Raw genomic sequence first — 15,384 nt, forward strand, 5'->3', positions numbered from 1 at the left:
CCCTCTGATCCATCAACGGCTTGCACCCCGTCCTTCACCCCGAAAACCCCGAAAACCCCGAAAACCGCCAAGGATTGCGCCAACACTTGCCATTCTACGGCGCTCTGCCTATTCCCGACACGCAAAGCTCCGAGGAGAGAGAGGACGCCCCCCGTGGACATCAAGGCCCTATCCGAAGCCCATCCCGATCACTGGATGCGGGCTGCCGCCATCCGCGCCCTGACGCTCGACGCCGTCGCGGCTGCAAACAGCGGTCATTCCGGCATGCCCATCGGCATGGCCGACGTCGCCACCGTGCTGTGGTCAAAGCACATGAAATTCGATGCCGCCAACCCAACATGGCCCGATCGCGACCGGTTCATCCTGTCAGCGGGCCACGGCTCGATGCTGCTTTATGCGCTGCTGTATCTTGCGGGCGATGCGCAGATCACGCTGGACGAGGTGAAGAACTTCCGCCAGTGGGGCGCGCGCACCGCTGGCCACCCCGAGAATTTCCACGCCGACGGCATCGAGATGACCACCGGCCCGCTGGGTCAGGGGCTGGCACATTCGGTCGGTTTTGCCATGGCCGAGGAAATCCTGCGCGCCCGTTTCGGCAAACAGGCGCAGGATCACCGCACCTGGGTCATTGCCGGGGACGGCTGCCTGATGGAAGGCATCAGCCAGGAAGCCATCGGACTGGCGGGCCGCTACGGACTTGGGCGCCTGACGGTGTTCTGGGACAACAACGACATCACCATCGACGGCAAGGTCTCGCTGTCGGACCGCACCGATCAGGTCGCGCGCTTCAAGGCGTCGGGCTGGCATGTGCAGGAAATCGACGGCCATGATCCGGAGGCGATCGACGCCGCCATCGTCGCGGCGAAGAAGGTCACCGATCAACCCTCGATGATCGCCTGCAAGACGCATATCGCGCTTGGTCACGCAGCGCAGGACACATCGAAAGGTCACGGCGCGCTGACCAACGCCGAGCAGAACACCGCCGCCAAGGCGGCATGGGGCTGGAAATCCGGCCCGTTCGAGGTGCCCGCCGAAATCAAAAGCTGGTGGGAAGAAGCCGGCGCGCGCGGTGCCTCCGAGCGCACGGCATGGGAGAGCCGCGTTGCTAGCATGTCCGAGCGCAAGCAGGCCGAGCTGACCCGCGTCTACGCGGGCGATGTGCCCAAGAAGCTGTCGTCGGTGATCCGCGCCCTGAAGAAGCAGAATTCGGAAGCGGCGCCCAGCCTTGCGACCCGCAAGGCCTCTGAAATGGTGCTTGAGGTCGTCAACCCGGTGCTGGGCGAAACCGTTGGCGGCTCTGCCGACCTGACGGGGTCGAACAACACCAAAACGGGTGATCTGGGCGTGTTCGACATCGACAACCGTGGCGGGCGCTACGTGTACTGGGGCATCCGCGAGCACGGCATGGCCTCGGCGATGAACGGCATGGCGCTGCATGGCGGCATCCGCCCCTATGGCGGCACCTTCATGGCCTTCACCGACTATGCCCGCCCGGCGATGCGTCTTGCGGCGCTTCAGCGCATCCCGACCGTGTTTGTCATGACCCATGACAGCATCGGTCTTGGCGAGGATGGCCCGACGCACCAGCCGATCGAGCATCTCGCGATTTCGCGTGCCACGCCGAACACGCTGGTGTTCCGCCCCGCCGACATCGTCGAGACCGCCGAAGCTTGGGAAATCGCGCTGTCACAGAAGGCAACGCCGTCGGTGCTGTCGCTGACGCGTCAGAACCTGCCGACGCTGCGCACCGATCACAAGAACAGCAACCTGACGGAAAAGGGTGCCTATGTGATGGCCGATGCCGAGGGCAAGCGGCAGGTCATCCTGCTGGCCACCGGCTCGGAGGTCGAGATTGCCATGGCGGCCCGCGAAACCTTGCAGGCCGAGGGGATCGGCACGCGGGTAGTGTCGATGCCTTGCTGGGAGCTGTTCGAGGCACAGGACGAAGCCTACCGCCGCAAGATCCTGCCGCCGGGCCCGGTGCGTGTGGGCATCGAGGCCGCGACCCGCTTTGGCTGGGACAAGTGGCTGTGCGGCGAGCGCGGCAAGGAAGCCAAGGCGGCATTCGTGGGGATGGATGGCTTTGGCGCCTCTGCCCCGGCGGAAACGCTCTACGAGAAGTTCGGCATCACCGCCGAGGGTGTTGTCGCGGCGGCCAAAGGTCTTCTTTGATCCAAGCTTCCAAGGCGGGGGCCAGCCCCCGCACCCCCGGAGTTTAGGGGCAAGATGAAGGAAAACGGCGGCTCTGCGGAGGCCGCCGTTTTCTTTTTTATGCGGGCGTTTTCTTGGTGAAGAGTCCGAACAGCGGGATGAGGATCTTTACCGCGACTGGTACGAGGATCAGCCCCCAGATCAGCCCGAGCACGAAGTCGATGGTGGCGGTCGTCAGCCAGAGAGTCGCTGCGGCGAGGTTTTCCGGCACCGCATCCGAGGCGGCCTGTGCGATGTGGTGGATGCTGTCCTCGGGCATGTGCCAGCCCATCTGGGCCACGGAGTGTACCAGGATCGACCCTCCGACCCAGAGCATTGCCGCCGTGCCGACCACGGTGAGGAGTTTCATCACCCAAGGCATGGCCTTGACGATAAAGCGACCGGTGGCGCGGGTGGCGGAGAGCTTGCCCACCTCTGTCAGCCACAGCCCGACATCGTCGGCCTTCACGATCAGTGCCACAGCACCGTAGACCAGCACGGTGATGCCAAGGCCGACCAACGCCAGAACAACCGCCTGAATCCACAATTCGGGCGACTCGATGGTCGAAAGCGCCAGCGTCATGATTTCAGCCGACAGGATGAAGTCGGTCTTGATGGCGCCCTTGACCTTTTCTTCCTCGAGATGGGCCGGATCCTTGATGTCGTGGCTGCCATCCGGGCCGCCGGAGTGATCGTCATGCGGCATCACCGCGTGCAGGATTTTTTCCGCGCCTTCAAAGCACAGATACGAGCCGCCGAGAATCAGCAGCGGCGGTATCGCCCAGGATGCAAAGCTGGCGAGCAGCAATGCCAGCGGCAGCAGGACCACCAGCTTGTTGAAGATCGAGCCGCGCGCGATCTTCCAGATGATCGGCAATTCGCGCGCCGCGGAAAAGCCATGCACGTATTTCGGGGTGACCGCGGCATCATCGACCACCACCCCGATCGCCTTGCTGCCCGCCTTGGCGGCATTGCTTGCGATGTCGTCGACCGAGGCCGCCGCGATCTTGGCAATGCCCGCAACGTCATCCAGTAGCGCCAGTAGCCCGCTCATGTCTCACCTCGAATTCTGCGTTCTGCCAAACAGTAGCGGTGCGCGGCGCGCAATCAAGCCACTGTGATCGCCGCGAGCTGCGCAAGCCGCACGCCAATGTTAGCGCAACCTGAACTTTTATCGCTAACATACTGTCAATATTGGGTTTTCAGGCTTGGATTGGCTGCATACATCAGTATGCACGAATGAAACATTGCTTGTACAGGAGAGCGTTTCATGACCGTTACCGTGGGGATCAACGGCTTTGGCCGTATCGGCCGCTGCACCCTTGCCCATATTGCTGAAAGCGCCCGCAACGATGTGCAGGTCGTCAAGATCAACGCCACGGGCCCGATCGAGACATCGGCCCACCTGCTGCGCTATGACAGCGTGCATGGGCGGTTTGGCGGGCCGGTCACGGTGGTGGGGAACGCTGCGCTTGATCTGGGACGCGGGCCGATCGAGGTGATGTCGACCTATGACATGGCCGAGCTGGACTGGACCGGTTGCGACGTGGTGCTGGAATGCACCGGCCAGTTCAATGACGGCGAAAAGGCGGTGCAGCACATCCATCAGGGGGCCAGATCGGTGCTGATCTCGGCACCGGCGAAGAACGTGCAGAAGACCATCGTCTACGGCGTCAACCACCGTGATCTGGTGCAGGGTGACGTGATGATCTCGAACGGGTCCTGCACCACCAACGGGCTTGCTCCGCTGGCCAAGGTGCTTGACGAGGCGATCGGCATCGAGAGCGGCATCATGACCACCATTCACAGCTATACCGGCGATCAGCCGACGCTGGACCGGCGGCACAAGGATCTGTATCGCGCCCGCGCCGCGGCCATGGCGATGATCCCGACCTCGACCGGGGCTGCGGCTGCGATCGGCGAGGTGCTGCCAAATCTCAAGGGCAAGCTGGATGGCTCTGCGATGCGTGTTCCGACCCCGAATGTGTCGGCCGTTGACCTGACATTCCAGGCTTCGAAAGATGTTACGGTCGATGACGTAAATGAGATCGTACGTGAAGCAGCGGCTGGACGGATGGGCAGCGTTCTTGTATATGACCCAGAGCCGAAGGTCTCCGTCGACTTCAACCACACGACGGCAAGCTCTATCTTTGCACCAGAGCAGACCAAAGTGGTTGGCAAACGCACAGTTCGTGTGCTTGCGTGGTACGATAACGAGTGGGGCTTTTCCGCCCGCATGGCCGACGTTGCTGGAGCAATGGGCCGCCTGCATCACTGACCCTACAGGGGAAGGTGCACCCGGCACCGGGTATACCCCACACGGAGAGGCGGCGGAGGGGAGACCGCCGCCTCTCGATTTTTGGCTCAGGTCAATTTACCGATCCACGTCGCGAATGCCGCCATGAAGCTGGCGAGAAACGCCTTGGTGTCGGCATTCTTGAGCGTGCCCTGCTCGTCGAACAGCGTATGGATCGCGCCGATGTAGGCCTCGGGCTGCTGCATTGGGGCTGCGTTCAGGGCCACCAGCGTCTGGCGCAGATGGTGGTTGGCGCCAAAACCCGCGATTGCGCCCATCGAGCCGGACACCACCGCCGTCGGCTTGCCATCCCAGACACTATTTCCGATGGGGCGCGAGCCCACATCCAGCGCATTCTTGAGATTCGCGGGCACCGAACGGTTGTATTCCGGGGTTACGAACATCACCGCATCCGCGCGGCCGACGGCCCTGCGAAAGGCGGTCCAGGCCTCGGGGGGCGTGCCCTCATCTAGATCAGGATTGTAAAGCGGCAGCTCGCCGGTTCGCACGAAGCTGAATTCCAGCCCGTCCGGGGCAAGGCGCGCCATTTCGCACGCCAGCTTGCGGTTGAAGGACCCTTCCCTGAGCGAGCCCACGAGCACTGCGACATGTTTGGACATTGTTGCCTCCTGTCTGTGTTGCAACAGACATAGGCTGCGACGTGACAACATGGGAGGCCAGCCAGCGCACCGGCTCTGCGCGTAGAAGAACCAAGGCTTTATAGGGCAACTGGAATACCAGTCTATAGGTAATCCTACCAATAGACGCAAAACGACTATGAGCCTAAATGCAGCGCTCATAGATATGCTGGAGATTCAAGAAGATGCGCCTGTTTGCTCTTACCGCCCTTGCCTTTTTTGCCGCCCTGCCTGCACAGGCGCTGACCGTTGTATCGATGGTTGATGAGGATGAGGATGAGGATGAGTATCACTACTCACTCACGGATGTGTCAAGTACCACATTGACCTTCGACGTGGCCGATGGCGAGAAAAAATTTGAAGGCTACATTTACTGGTCGATCTATGAGACCGGGCAAAAGGTTGGCAAGGAAGACAAGTCGAGCTGTACGGATTGCGGTTACAAAGAGAAATGGAAGGTGGAATCGAAAGACGACGCGACCGAAACGGTCACGATCGACTTTAGCGACGAGGTTGATTTCGCCGACACACTGGACTCGGTGTATCTCTGGCTTGAGGTGAAGAATGGCGCCGGCATCCTTAGCTATGAATCTTCGATGGTGTCTCCCGACACCGGGTCCGGCACTGTCGGGGTTCCGGGCAGCGACACCAGCGCGGTGGTCTCTGCCGTGCCGCTGCCCGGTGCGGGCCTGCTGCTGCTTGGTGCGCTTGGCTTCCTGGGCTTTCGCCGCCGCGCCTAACTTGCGCGGCGCAGCGCCAGCACGGCGTTGAGCCCGCCAAAGGCAAAGGCATTCGACAACACCGTCGAGACCTGTACCTCACGTGCGACGTTGGGCACCACGTCCAGCGCGCACTCGGCGTCCGGCTCCTCATAGCCGATGGTTGGTGCCACGATGCCGTCGCGCAGCGCCATGATGCAGGCCAGCAATTCGATGGCGCCAGTGCCGCCGATGCAATGGCCATGCATCGCCTTGGTGGACGAGATCATCACCCGGTCGGCCTGCGCCCCAAGCGCATCGGCCACCGCGGCGCATTCGGTTTTGTCGTTGGCCGCGGTGCCGGTGCCATGGGCGTTGATATAGCCCACCTCTTCAGCGGCGATTCGCCCGTCGCGCAGCGCGCCGGTGATCGCCCGCGCCGCCCCCTGCTTCGAGGGCATCACGATGTCCGAAGCATCCGAGGTCATGGCGAAGCCGACCACTTCGGCCAGAATCTCGGCCCCGCGGTCGCGCGCGTGCTCGTAATCCTCGAAGACATAGACGCCGGCGCCCTCGCCCTGCACCATGCCGTTGCGGTTGGCGGAGAACGGGCGGCAGGCGTCCTTGGACATCACGCGCAGCCCTTCCCAGGCCTTGACCCCGCCAAAACACAGCATCGATTCCGACCCGCCGGTGACCATCACCGTCGAGGCGCCCGAGCGCACCATCTGAAAGGCCAGCCCCATCGCGTGGTTTGACGATGCGCAGGCGGTGGCGACGGTAAAGGCCGGGCCGCGCAGGTTCATTTCCATGCTGACATGGCTGGCGGCGGCGTTGTTCATCAGCTTGGGCACCACAAAGGGATGAACGCGGTTCTTGCCCTCTTCGTAGACCGAGCGGTAATTCTCGTCCTGCGTGATCAGCCCGCCCCCCGACGTGCCCAGCACCACGCCGGCACGGTCGGCCAGTTCGCCGTGAAACTCCAGCCCCGATTGCGCCACAGCCTCGCGCGCCGCCAGCAGCGCGAACTGGGTGAAGCGGTCGTACAGAACCATCTGCTGGCGGTTGAACACCTCTTCGGGCTGATAGCCCTTGATCTGCCCGCCGATGCGGATGGCAAGCCGCTCGACATCGCGGAATTCCAGATCCGAGATGCCGCAGCGCCCCTCGCGCATCGCCTCGAGCGTTTCCGAGACGTTCCGACCCAGTGCGTTGATGGTTCCCGCGCCGGTGATGACGACTCGTTTCACGACACCTGCTCGGAGATCAGCTTTTCGATGCCCGCGATGATGCTGCCGACGCTCGAAATATCGAAATCGCTCTGGTCAGGCGCGTTGGCGTTGAAGGGAACGGTGATGTCGAAGGCTTCCTCGATGGCGAAGATGCTTTCGACGAGACCAAGGCTGTCGATGCCCAGATCCTCCAGCGTGCTGTCCATCGTGACGTCTGACGGCTCCAGCACCGCCTGTTCCGCGATGATCGCGATGACCCGGTCCTTGACACTCATGGCGGCGGCACTCCCTGTTCGTCGCATGTAGCAGCGCCCGTTTACCGGCCCTCGGTCAGCTTGGAAACCGCTTTCTTCAGCTCGGCGAACTCGCGGGCCAGACGCGGCAGACGGCGCAGCGCCTTGTAGCTTTCGACGTTGCTGTCCATCTTCGTCGCGGGATAGCCCAGCATGGCGCGCCCCGCGGGCACATTGGCCATCAGCTTGGTGCCTGCGCCGGTGATGACGCGGTCGCCGACGGTGATGTTGTCGACCACCCCGGTCTGCCCGCCGAGCACCACGTTGTCGCCCAGCCGGGTCGAGCCCGCGATGCCGACCTGCCCGCACAGCAGGCAATTGCGCCCGATCACCACGTTATGGCCAACCTGCACGAGATTGTCGATCTTGCTGCCGCTGCCGATGAGCGTGTCACGCACGGTGCCCCGGTCGACGCAGGCATTGGCGCCGATCTCGACATCATCGCCGATGCTGACCCCTCCCAGCGAATGGATGCGCGCCCAGTCCTGCGCCACAGCGTCGCTGTCGCGGCCAAGCGTCTCGCGCACCTTTTCAACGCCCGAAGGCTCTGGCGTCACGTAGGAAAACCCGTCGCCGCCGATCACCGCACCGGGCTGTGCGATGAAGCGCGCGCCGATGCTGATGCGCGCGCCGATCCGGACCCCGGCATGCAACAGCGCCTGCGGCCCGATGACGCTGCCCTGCCCGATGTGACACTGCGGCCCAATGCAAGACCCCGCGCCAATCCGCGCCCCGGCGCCGATTACCGTAAACGGGCCGACGCTGACGCCCGCCCCCAGCTCGGCGCCGGGCTCGATCACCGCAAGCGGATGGATGCCATCATGATAGCCTTGCCCCGGATCCATCATCGCCGACAGCCCAGACAGCGCATGGCGTGGCCGATGTGCCAGAATCGCCGCTTTCAGGCCATAGGCTTGCCAATCGGCGCCCTGCCACAGCATCCCCGCCTGCGCCTTGCCCTGACGGATCTGCGCCGCGAATGCCGGTTTCATCGCAAGGGCAAGCTCATCGGCACTGGCGAGCGCCGGTTCGTTGACGCCGCTGACGCGCAGCGACAGGTCTCCGGCAGCCTCCAGCCCGAGGGCCTTGGCGAGATCGGCGATGGTAAACGACATGGCAGCCTCCGGGATTGCTCCCAAAGCGGTTTAGCTTTGCGCGTCCAGCAGCGCCACCCCCGCCGCCGACAGGGCGTTCCACAATTTTGCGTCCCGCCCGTAGATGTCGGCGCGATAGTTGACATGGCCCTTCGCGGTGGTGAACGCTGTTCGATAGACCAGATGCACCGGAACCGGCTCTTCAAGGTTGACCCGGCTTTCCGCCCCGCTGCGCAACCGCGCGTCGAACAACCCGCGCGGATCATCGGTCTGTTTCGCCAGCAACGCATAGGCGAAATCCTTGGGATCGCTCAGCCGGATGCAGCCGTGGGAGAACGCGCGCTCGTTGCGGGCAAACAGATGTTTTGACGGCGTGTCATGCAGATAGATGTTGTACTTGTTGGGGAACATGAACTTCACTTCCCCCAGCGCATTCTGCGGCCCCGGCGGCTGGCGCATGGAAAACGGAAAGCTCGCGGCGCTGTATTGCGAAAACCCGCTGGCCCGGTTGACCGTACGGCCGCGGCTGTCGGTGATCTGCAGATGGCTCACCGCAGCCGGATTGCGCCGCAGCAGCGGCAGGTATTCATTCACCACGATCGATCGCGGAACATACCATGACGGGTTGATCACCATGAATTCCATCACATCCGAGAATTCCGGCGTGGCGCGGTCGGGGGCTTGCGCACCGACAACCGAGCGTGTCTCGAAGGTGACCTTGCCATCGTCGATGATGTTGGCGTGATAATCGGTCAGGTTGACGTAGACATGGCGCTTACCCCGCCCTTCGGGCAGGTTCAGCCAGCGCTCGCGCTCCATCGCGACCACCACCGACTTGAGCCGTTCCTCCGGCGCGACATTGATCGCAGAGAGCGTTGCAGATCCGGCCACGCCGTCGGCCTCAAGCCCGTGATCTTCCTGAAATTCAAGCACGGCGGCCCGAAGCGGCCCGTCATAGCTGGCCGACAGAGTCGGTGCGAGGTAGCCCATGCGCAGCAGCCGGTCGCGCAGCGCGACAACCTCCGCGCCGCTCTGCCCGGGGTCAAGTTTGCCGGCCCTGATCGTTGCGCCCCAGCCGCCACGACCGATGACCTGTTGCAGCTCAAGCTTCGCGCGCATCAGCCGGGCGTATTCCGGGGTTTGCGGCGCAAGCGATGCCAGAACATGGCGCGGATCTTCGCGGCTCATCCGGTCGAGCAAGCCGCGCGCCGACAGCCTTTGCGGTCCGCGCTTGATGCCGCTGTCGATGCGCCGACCATCCAGCAGACCGCCGTTGAGCGCGTGCGCATAGGCCAGAAACATCTCGCTCAGCGCGATTTCGACCTGTCCGCGCGCATGATCGGTCCGGGCGGCACGCATTTGTGCCAGCAAGGTCTGCGCATTGAAACGCGAGGCCGGAAGCCCGTGCGCCGATGCCGAGGCCAGCGCCTCTAGCAAGGCCGCGCGGCGGGTCGCTGACGCCTCGTCCGGGGCAGTCCAAAGCGGGTCGAAGCCACGTTCGCGGTAGAATGCAGCCATCTCTGCATCGCCAGACAGTGATTCGGCGACGGCCTGCTTGTAGGCTGTCAAAGACAGCGTCTGCGCCTGCACGGGTGCACTGCACAACACGCCAGCGGCCACGATCAGCGCGACCCCGGCGTTCAGCATCCCACGTTGCGGATTAGGTGTCTTGGGCATATCCACTCCGAAACTCTTCTCAACGATCAGGAAACAGTGTTCTTATTCAGCACCCTGCCCTGTCCATCCACTTTTTCCCGCGCTCCGGGATCTTCGCACGCAGGCGCGGTGTCACTGCCCCTGCCATTTAGAAGTTGGCACAAATGCGCCACATCAAAAGGAGCATTTGCGCGAAACTTTGCCGAAACTTCTTGAGTGTAACATGGATGCCGAATTGCCGCCTTCCGCGATTGGGCTCGATATGCGATACACGGGGTGCATCTGGGGAGATGGCAGAGCCGCCCAACGAGGTGGCTGAACAGGCACAGAGACTAACGGGACAGGCGCTTCAACATGACTGGAACTACCGCAGGCGGCCTCACGCGTCGCGGCCTTCTTGGCGCATTTGCAGCTACAATCGTCACCTCAGCTCCGACCTACGGCAACGCCGCCGGGTTCTTGCGTGGTGCGGGTGATATCAGACGGATCAGGATGTATTCCGGACGAACCGGTGAAAAGATCGACATGATCTACTGGATCGAAGGCCAGTACATCGCTGAATCGCTCAATCAGGTGTCGTATTTCATGCGCGACTGGCGCACGAACGACATGAAAACCATTGATCCGCGCACCATCGACATCATGACGGCAGCGCATAACCTGATGGATACGAGCGAACCCTACATGCTGATTTCGGGTTATCGCTGCCCGAAGACCAACGCGATGCTCAGCGCGCGCAGCTCGGGCGTGGCAAAGAACTCGCGCCACCTAAAGGGCGAGGCGGCGGATCTTCGCCTCAATTCCCGCTCGGTCAATCAGATCGCCAAGGCGGCGGCGGCTTGCCGGGCTGGCGGTGTCGGGCGCTACACCAGCTCGAGCTTTGTTCATATGGACTGCGGTCCGGTGCGCAGCTGGGGAAGCTAACGGCGCCACATGCAAGACTAACACGCAAAAAGGCGATCGGTTCCCGATCGCCTTTGTTTTTTTTGGGGTCAGTTCATCCGGCGCAAATAAGTCCAGGTGGGAACCTTGGCATTGCGAGCCACGGAAAACGCTTCGGCGTCGCCGATGTATTCAAAGCCAGCATTTGTCAGCACCCGCGCCGATGCCGGATTGTCCTGAAACACGCTGGCGAATAGCGTTTCCGCCTGCCCCGGATTGGCCACGACCAGCGCCCGCAATGCTTCGGAGCCAAGCCCCGTGTTCCAATACGGCGGCGCCACCCAATAGGCGATTTCGCTTTGCCGCTCATCCACGGTCTTGAGCGAGATCAACCCCATGATCTCGGCCCCCTCCTGCGCCGATCCGTCAATCACCCACACATCCTCCTCGCGCTGCGGATCAGCGGCGCGGGCGATCAGGCTTTCGGCCGTGCCCGGCGGAAACGGATGGGGAATCGAGGTCGTCATGCGCGCAAGTCGCTCATCTCCGGCATACAGCGAAATCAGCCCGGCGTCGGAGCGACGCATCGGCCGCAGCACAAACCGCTCTGCCTCGATGACGGGCTGGGAGCGCGCAACCGGCACCGGCCGGCTTGGCATCTTCAGGTTGTCTAAGCTCATGCGTACACTCCTCTGATGCACTCTGACCGAAGGTTCGGCGCGTCCCCCTCAGAAACGCCGAAGGGGACCGGCTTTGAACCGATCCCCCCGATATTATCGTTCCGCGAGATCGGCTTACTCGGCGGCCTTCGCCGTCGGGACAACGGATACAAAGGTGCGGCCCTTGAGGCCCTTGTGGAAGGACACCGCGCCTTCTTCGGTCGCGAAGATGGTGTGGTCCTTGCCAAGGCCAACGCCGTTGCCCGGCCAGAACTTGGTGCCGCGCTGACGGATGATGATGTTGCCCGGGATGGCCGCCTGGCCACCGTAGAGCTTTACGCCGAGCCGGCGGCCAGCGGAGTCGCGGCCGTTACGGGACGAACCACCTGCTTTTTTATGTGCCATAGGTCAGTCTCCTTCAATCTCAGGCGAGGGTTTTGGCTTGTTCGACCCACTCGGGCTTCACCTTGACGGCCTCGAATGCTTCGGGGTCGACAGCGGCGAGCGCGGCGTAGGTCGTGATGCCAGCCTCGTTCAGCTTCTTGGCGGCGGCGGGGCCGACACCGGTGATCTGCGTCAGGTCATCGCCAGCGGCAACGGCCGGTGCGGAAACAGAGCCCGAACCCACGGCAGCCTTGACGCCGGTCGCATCCGCGCCCGAAGCAAGAATATCGGTCACGCGCACAAGCGTCAGCTTCTGGCGGTGGCCCTTGGTGCGCTGCGAGCTGTGCTTGCGGCGACGCTTGACGAAATGGATGACCTTGTCACCCTTGATCTGGTCGACAACCTCGGCCTGCACGGCGGCGCCAGCCACCATCGGGGCACCAAGCGTGACAGAGTCGCCGCCCAGCATGAGGATCTCGTTGAACTGCACGGTTTCACCCGCGTCTGCGGCCAGCTTTTCCACGCGCAGGATGTCACCTGCCTGGACTTTATACTGCTTGCCGCCGGTCTTCATCACCGCGAACATATGCGCTTTTCCTTCGTTTGCCGCGTCCTGTGGCGCCTTGCCGGGATATCCGGGTCGGGCTTGCTAGGTTTCCCCGCCGTCGAACAGCGCGCCCATCATGGGCTGTCGTTGTCACTGTGCCCGCAAAACCTTTCGGACACGTCAATAATCGCGATCGGGGCTACAAAAGCTCCGCTCGAAGCGCGCTTATGCGAGAGCAAGCCCATATTGTCAACCCGTGGCGACGCGCCCTAGAGTTCCTGCGCAATCATCTGCTTGGCCGCCGCGCGCCCCAGCGCATAGGATATCTGATCGTACATCCCGTTGAACCCAGCGAACAGCGCCCGGTTCATCGCCCTGCCCTCTGGCGTCGATGATATCTCGACGTAATCGCCAAGCGCCGCATCGCTCATCGGCGCATAGGCCATCAACAGATAAGCATAGAGCCATTCGCGGGAATCGGCGCGGGTGTCGGGTTCCTGCGACCAGACCTCGGCAAGGATCTCGTCTTCGCTCATGGTGATCGCGCCGCCGTCGGCAAGCCCGAGGTAGAATTCATAACTGGCGTTCAGCGCCCCAACGACATTCGATTCCAGCAGATCGTTGGCATCGACGAACGCATCGAGCAGCCCCAGCCGCGGGTCGGCGGACCCGTCGAGCCCCTGAAATGCCTCTCGCGCGGCGCTTTCGACGGCATCATCGATCATCTCGCGCCGGGCCGCCAGTTCCATCGCGACGACGCTCTCGCCCTCCGGGCTGCCGAAATAGGCCAGAAGCGGCGCCGGATCGGCCGCGCCAAAGCTCTCGGCGAATCCGGCCCGAACCATCGCGGACATCACCTCAGTGTCATAAATCATGCTCACCGCCTGATTCCAGGCCGCGTTGGCACCGCCGGGCAACAGGTCTGCGGCCATTTCGCTGCCGTAGGCCAGCCCTTCGGCGCGCATGATCTGCACGATTTCGCTGAGGCCGATACGGTCGAGCAGCTCGTTCAGCGGATCAACGGGATCGGCACGAAGCGGCAGGGCGACAAATGCGGCAACAATTGCAGGCGCGACGAGGCGCAGAGACATGCGTTGGCTCCTGAGGGGCGGCGACTGTTCCAAGCCTATGCCGTGGCGGAGGTTTTTCCAAGCACTCCGGCGCCTGCCGACGCGTTTGAGGATCTTCTTTCGAATTTTTCAAATTCCCTGTTGCACCCGCACGCTCCGCCCGCTAAATGCCGCCCCACGATCCCCGCGGAGAGGTGCCGGAGTGGTCGAACGGGGCGGTCTCGAAAACCGTTGAGCCTTCACGGGTTCCCAGGGTTCGAATCCCTGTCTCTCCGCCACTTACCATTTTCATACAGTTACGTTCAGACCTATTCAGCGCCACATGGCGCTGTTTTTGTTTTACTATCTGCATTCGTCGTTGATCTTTGGCTTTCTTCGATTACACTCATTTCCGTTCATTGGGTGGTATGAAGTGTGGTATATTCATGGCTTTGCATAGCGGCAAGTTGACCAAGAATCTGGTGCGAGCATTTGGTCCCGGTCGGCATGGCGACGGGAACGGTCTCTATCTCGTGGTGGACCCGAGCGGCGCGCGGCGCTGGATTGTGCGCGTCACAGTTAAAGGGCAGCGGAACCGGGAAGGCAAACCCCTGCGCACCGATTTTGGCTTGGGCGGCGCAGATATCGTGACACTGAACCAAGCGCGTGACCGCGCTCTTGAATATCGCCGGATGGCGAAGCAAGGCGTTAACCCGCGCTTCAACGTCCGCCAAGAGGTGCCTTGTTTCGAAGAAGTTGCTCAGCAGGTTCACATCGAGCGGCTGCCCATATGGAAGAACCCTAAGCACGGGCAGCAATGGATCAACACGCTCGCGGAGTATGCCTTTCCGAAAATCGGGCGTTTACCGGTGTCGGAAGTAGGACAGCCCGAGGTGCTGCAGGTATTGCTCCCTATCTGGACCGAGAAGCACGAAACGGCCAAGCGCGTGGCGCAGCGGATCAAGGCTGTACTGGACGTCGCGAAGTCGAAGGGCTTCTATATTGGCGAGAACCCGGTCAACACAATCCGTGATGCCAAGGTATTGCCGCGCGTGAAGCAGAAGGTGCAGCACCACAAGGCGATGCGCTGGAAAGATGTACCCGCCTTCTACGCCGACCTTGCCACGCGGGACGCCATGGCGGCTAAAGCTTTGATGTTCACCTGCCTGACCGCAAGCCGGACCAGCGAAGTCCTGCAGGCTCGCTGGGACGAATTCGATTTCGATGCGATGCTGTGGACTATCCCCCATGAACGAATGAAAGGCGGAGTGGAACACCGAGTGCCGCTGACACCCCAGATGGTCGCTATATTGGAACCATTGAAAACGCTGCGAGCAGAGGCGGTGTTCGAGGGACAGAAGCGCCATAAGCCTTTGTCGAACATGGCCATGCTGATGCTTCTGCGGCGCATGAAGATCGAGGGGATCACCGTGCATGGTTTCCGTTCGACTTTCCGTGACTGGGCTTCTGAGCAGCCAGGTATTGCGCGAGAAGTGGCTGAAATGAGCCTTGCGCATACGGTCGGCTCCGAGGTTGAACGGGCCTACGCTCGGTCTGATCTTCTGGAAAAGCGGCGGGGGTTGATGGCTGCATGGTCTGTTTTCGTGATCAGCAACGTCAATGCCTGATAAGGAAGCCCTCGCCATTCACAACGAACGTCGCCCACACGCGCGGCGCAACGAGGCTAGCTGTTCCATCCCGGATGATCACATAAACCCTCGGCGGTCTGCCCTTTTCATGGCAAGATCGGTTCTGAGGGAAGTTCG

The 15,384-nt window shown here is 62.3% G+C and carries 15 protein-coding genes and 1 tRNA gene; 6 read left to right on the forward strand and 10 right to left on the reverse strand.

Annotation, left to right across the window (positions count from 1 at the left end):
- The first annotated feature begins 153 nt into the window (after nucleotides 1-153).
- Nucleotides 154-2,172 (forward strand): transketolase, encoded by a 2,019-nt coding sequence (tkt, locus tag Q4543_RS08320; protein WP_303437379.1) that lies wholly within the window; start codon nucleotides 154-156, stop codon nucleotides 2,170-2,172.
- Nucleotides 2,173-2,269: 97 nt separating this feature from the next.
- On the opposite strand, the gene Q4543_RS08325 is transcribed toward tkt, so the two are convergent.
- The gene (locus Q4543_RS08325; protein ID WP_303437380.1) at nucleotides 2,270-3,244 is read right to left on the reverse strand and encodes a DUF808 domain-containing protein; all 975 of its coding nucleotides are present in this window, start codon (nucleotides 3,242-3,244) and stop codon (nucleotides 2,270-2,272) included.
- A 216-nt stretch (nucleotides 3,245-3,460) separates the two neighbouring features.
- On the opposite strand from Q4543_RS08325, the gene gap reads away from it, so the two are divergent.
- Complete coding sequence (gap, locus tag Q4543_RS08330; protein WP_303437382.1) at nucleotides 3,461-4,468, forward strand: type I glyceraldehyde-3-phosphate dehydrogenase; 1,008 nt, start codon at nucleotides 3,461-3,463, stop codon at nucleotides 4,466-4,468.
- A gap of 86 nt (nucleotides 4,469-4,554) precedes the next feature.
- On the opposite strand, the gene Q4543_RS08335 is transcribed toward gap, so the two are convergent.
- Nucleotides 4,555-5,106 carry an NADPH-dependent FMN reductase gene (locus Q4543_RS08335; RefSeq protein ID WP_303437384.1) on the reverse strand — a complete coding sequence of 184 codons (552 nt, stop codon included), beginning with the start codon at nucleotides 5,104-5,106 and terminating at the stop codon, nucleotides 4,555-4,557.
- 203 nt (nucleotides 5,107-5,309) lie between these two features.
- Here Q4543_RS08335 and Q4543_RS08340 point away from each other — a divergent pair, with 203 nt between their 5' ends.
- Nucleotides 5,310-5,864: a hypothetical protein gene (locus Q4543_RS08340; RefSeq protein WP_303437386.1), complete on the forward strand. Its 555-nt coding sequence runs from the start codon at nucleotides 5,310-5,312 to the stop codon at nucleotides 5,862-5,864.
- Here Q4543_RS08340 and Q4543_RS08345 read toward each other — a convergent pair.
- From Q4543_RS08345 to Q4543_RS08360, 4 genes are read right to left on the reverse strand one after another with little or no spacing between them, the layout of a single operon-like run.
- A complete protein-coding gene (locus tag Q4543_RS08345; protein ID WP_303437387.1) occupies nucleotides 5,861-7,072 on the reverse strand; it encodes a beta-ketoacyl synthase in 1,212 nt (403 codons plus the stop codon). The genes Q4543_RS08340 and Q4543_RS08345 overlap by 4 nt on opposite strands.
- Nucleotides 7,069-7,329 (reverse strand): acyl carrier protein, encoded by a 261-nt coding sequence (locus Q4543_RS08350; protein ID WP_216004603.1) that lies wholly within the window; start codon nucleotides 7,327-7,329, stop codon nucleotides 7,069-7,071. Before Q4543_RS08350 ends, Q4543_RS08345 begins: the two co-directional genes overlap by 4 nt.
- Before the next feature lie 41 nt (nucleotides 7,330-7,370).
- Nucleotides 7,371-8,462: a UDP-3-O-(3-hydroxymyristoyl)glucosamine N-acyltransferase gene (lpxD, locus tag Q4543_RS08355; protein ID WP_303437389.1), complete on the reverse strand. Its 1,092-nt coding sequence runs from the start codon at nucleotides 8,460-8,462 to the stop codon at nucleotides 7,371-7,373.
- Nucleotides 8,463-8,492: 30 nt separating this feature from the next.
- Nucleotides 8,493-10,118 (reverse strand): murein L,D-transpeptidase, encoded by a 1,626-nt coding sequence (locus tag Q4543_RS08360; protein ID WP_303437391.1) that lies wholly within the window; start codon nucleotides 10,116-10,118, stop codon nucleotides 8,493-8,495.
- Nucleotides 10,119-10,451: 333 nt separating this feature from the next.
- On the opposite strand from Q4543_RS08360, the gene Q4543_RS08365 reads away from it, so the two are divergent.
- Nucleotides 10,452-11,021: a DUF882 domain-containing protein gene (locus Q4543_RS08365; RefSeq protein WP_303437392.1), complete on the forward strand. Its 570-nt coding sequence runs from the start codon at nucleotides 10,452-10,454 to the stop codon at nucleotides 11,019-11,021.
- A 68-nt stretch (nucleotides 11,022-11,089) separates the two neighbouring features.
- Here Q4543_RS08365 and Q4543_RS08370 read toward each other — a convergent pair whose 3' ends face one another.
- The 4 genes from Q4543_RS08370 to Q4543_RS08385 all read right to left on the reverse strand — a co-directional run bounded on the left by Q4543_RS08370 (nucleotide 11,090) and on the right by Q4543_RS08385 (nucleotide 13,660).
- Nucleotides 11,090-11,659, reverse strand: a complete 570-nt coding sequence (locus Q4543_RS08370; protein ID WP_216004599.1) for a GNAT family N-acetyltransferase — start codon at nucleotides 11,657-11,659, stop codon at nucleotides 11,090-11,092.
- 114 nt (nucleotides 11,660-11,773) lie between these two features.
- Nucleotides 11,774-12,043, reverse strand: coding sequence for a 50S ribosomal protein L27 (rpmA, locus tag Q4543_RS08375; RefSeq protein ID WP_303437393.1), 270 nt, complete (start codon nucleotides 12,041-12,043; stop codon nucleotides 11,774-11,776).
- A gap of 19 nt (nucleotides 12,044-12,062) precedes the next feature.
- On the reverse strand, nucleotides 12,063-12,608 hold the full coding sequence (gene rplU, locus Q4543_RS08380) for a 50S ribosomal protein L21 (RefSeq protein WP_303437394.1): 546 nt from the start codon (nucleotides 12,606-12,608) through the stop codon (nucleotides 12,063-12,065).
- A 230-nt stretch (nucleotides 12,609-12,838) separates the two neighbouring features.
- Nucleotides 12,839-13,660, reverse strand: a complete 822-nt coding sequence (locus Q4543_RS08385) for a DUF2059 domain-containing protein (protein ID WP_303437395.1) — start codon at nucleotides 13,658-13,660, stop codon at nucleotides 12,839-12,841.
- Between the two features lie 167 nt (nucleotides 13,661-13,827).
- Here Q4543_RS08385 and Q4543_RS08390 point away from each other — a divergent pair.
- Nucleotides 13,828-13,917 (forward strand) — tRNA-Ser (locus tag Q4543_RS08390).
- 168 nt (nucleotides 13,918-14,085) lie between these two features.
- A complete protein-coding gene (locus Q4543_RS08395) occupies nucleotides 14,086-15,246 on the forward strand; it encodes a site-specific integrase (protein WP_303437396.1) in 1,161 nt (386 codons plus the stop codon).
- Nucleotides 15,247-15,384 lie beyond the last annotated feature (138 nt).

This window comes from Salipiger sp. 1_MG-2023, from assembly GCF_030547555.1.
Lineage (GTDB): Bacteria > Pseudomonadota > Alphaproteobacteria > Rhodobacterales > Rhodobacteraceae > Salipiger.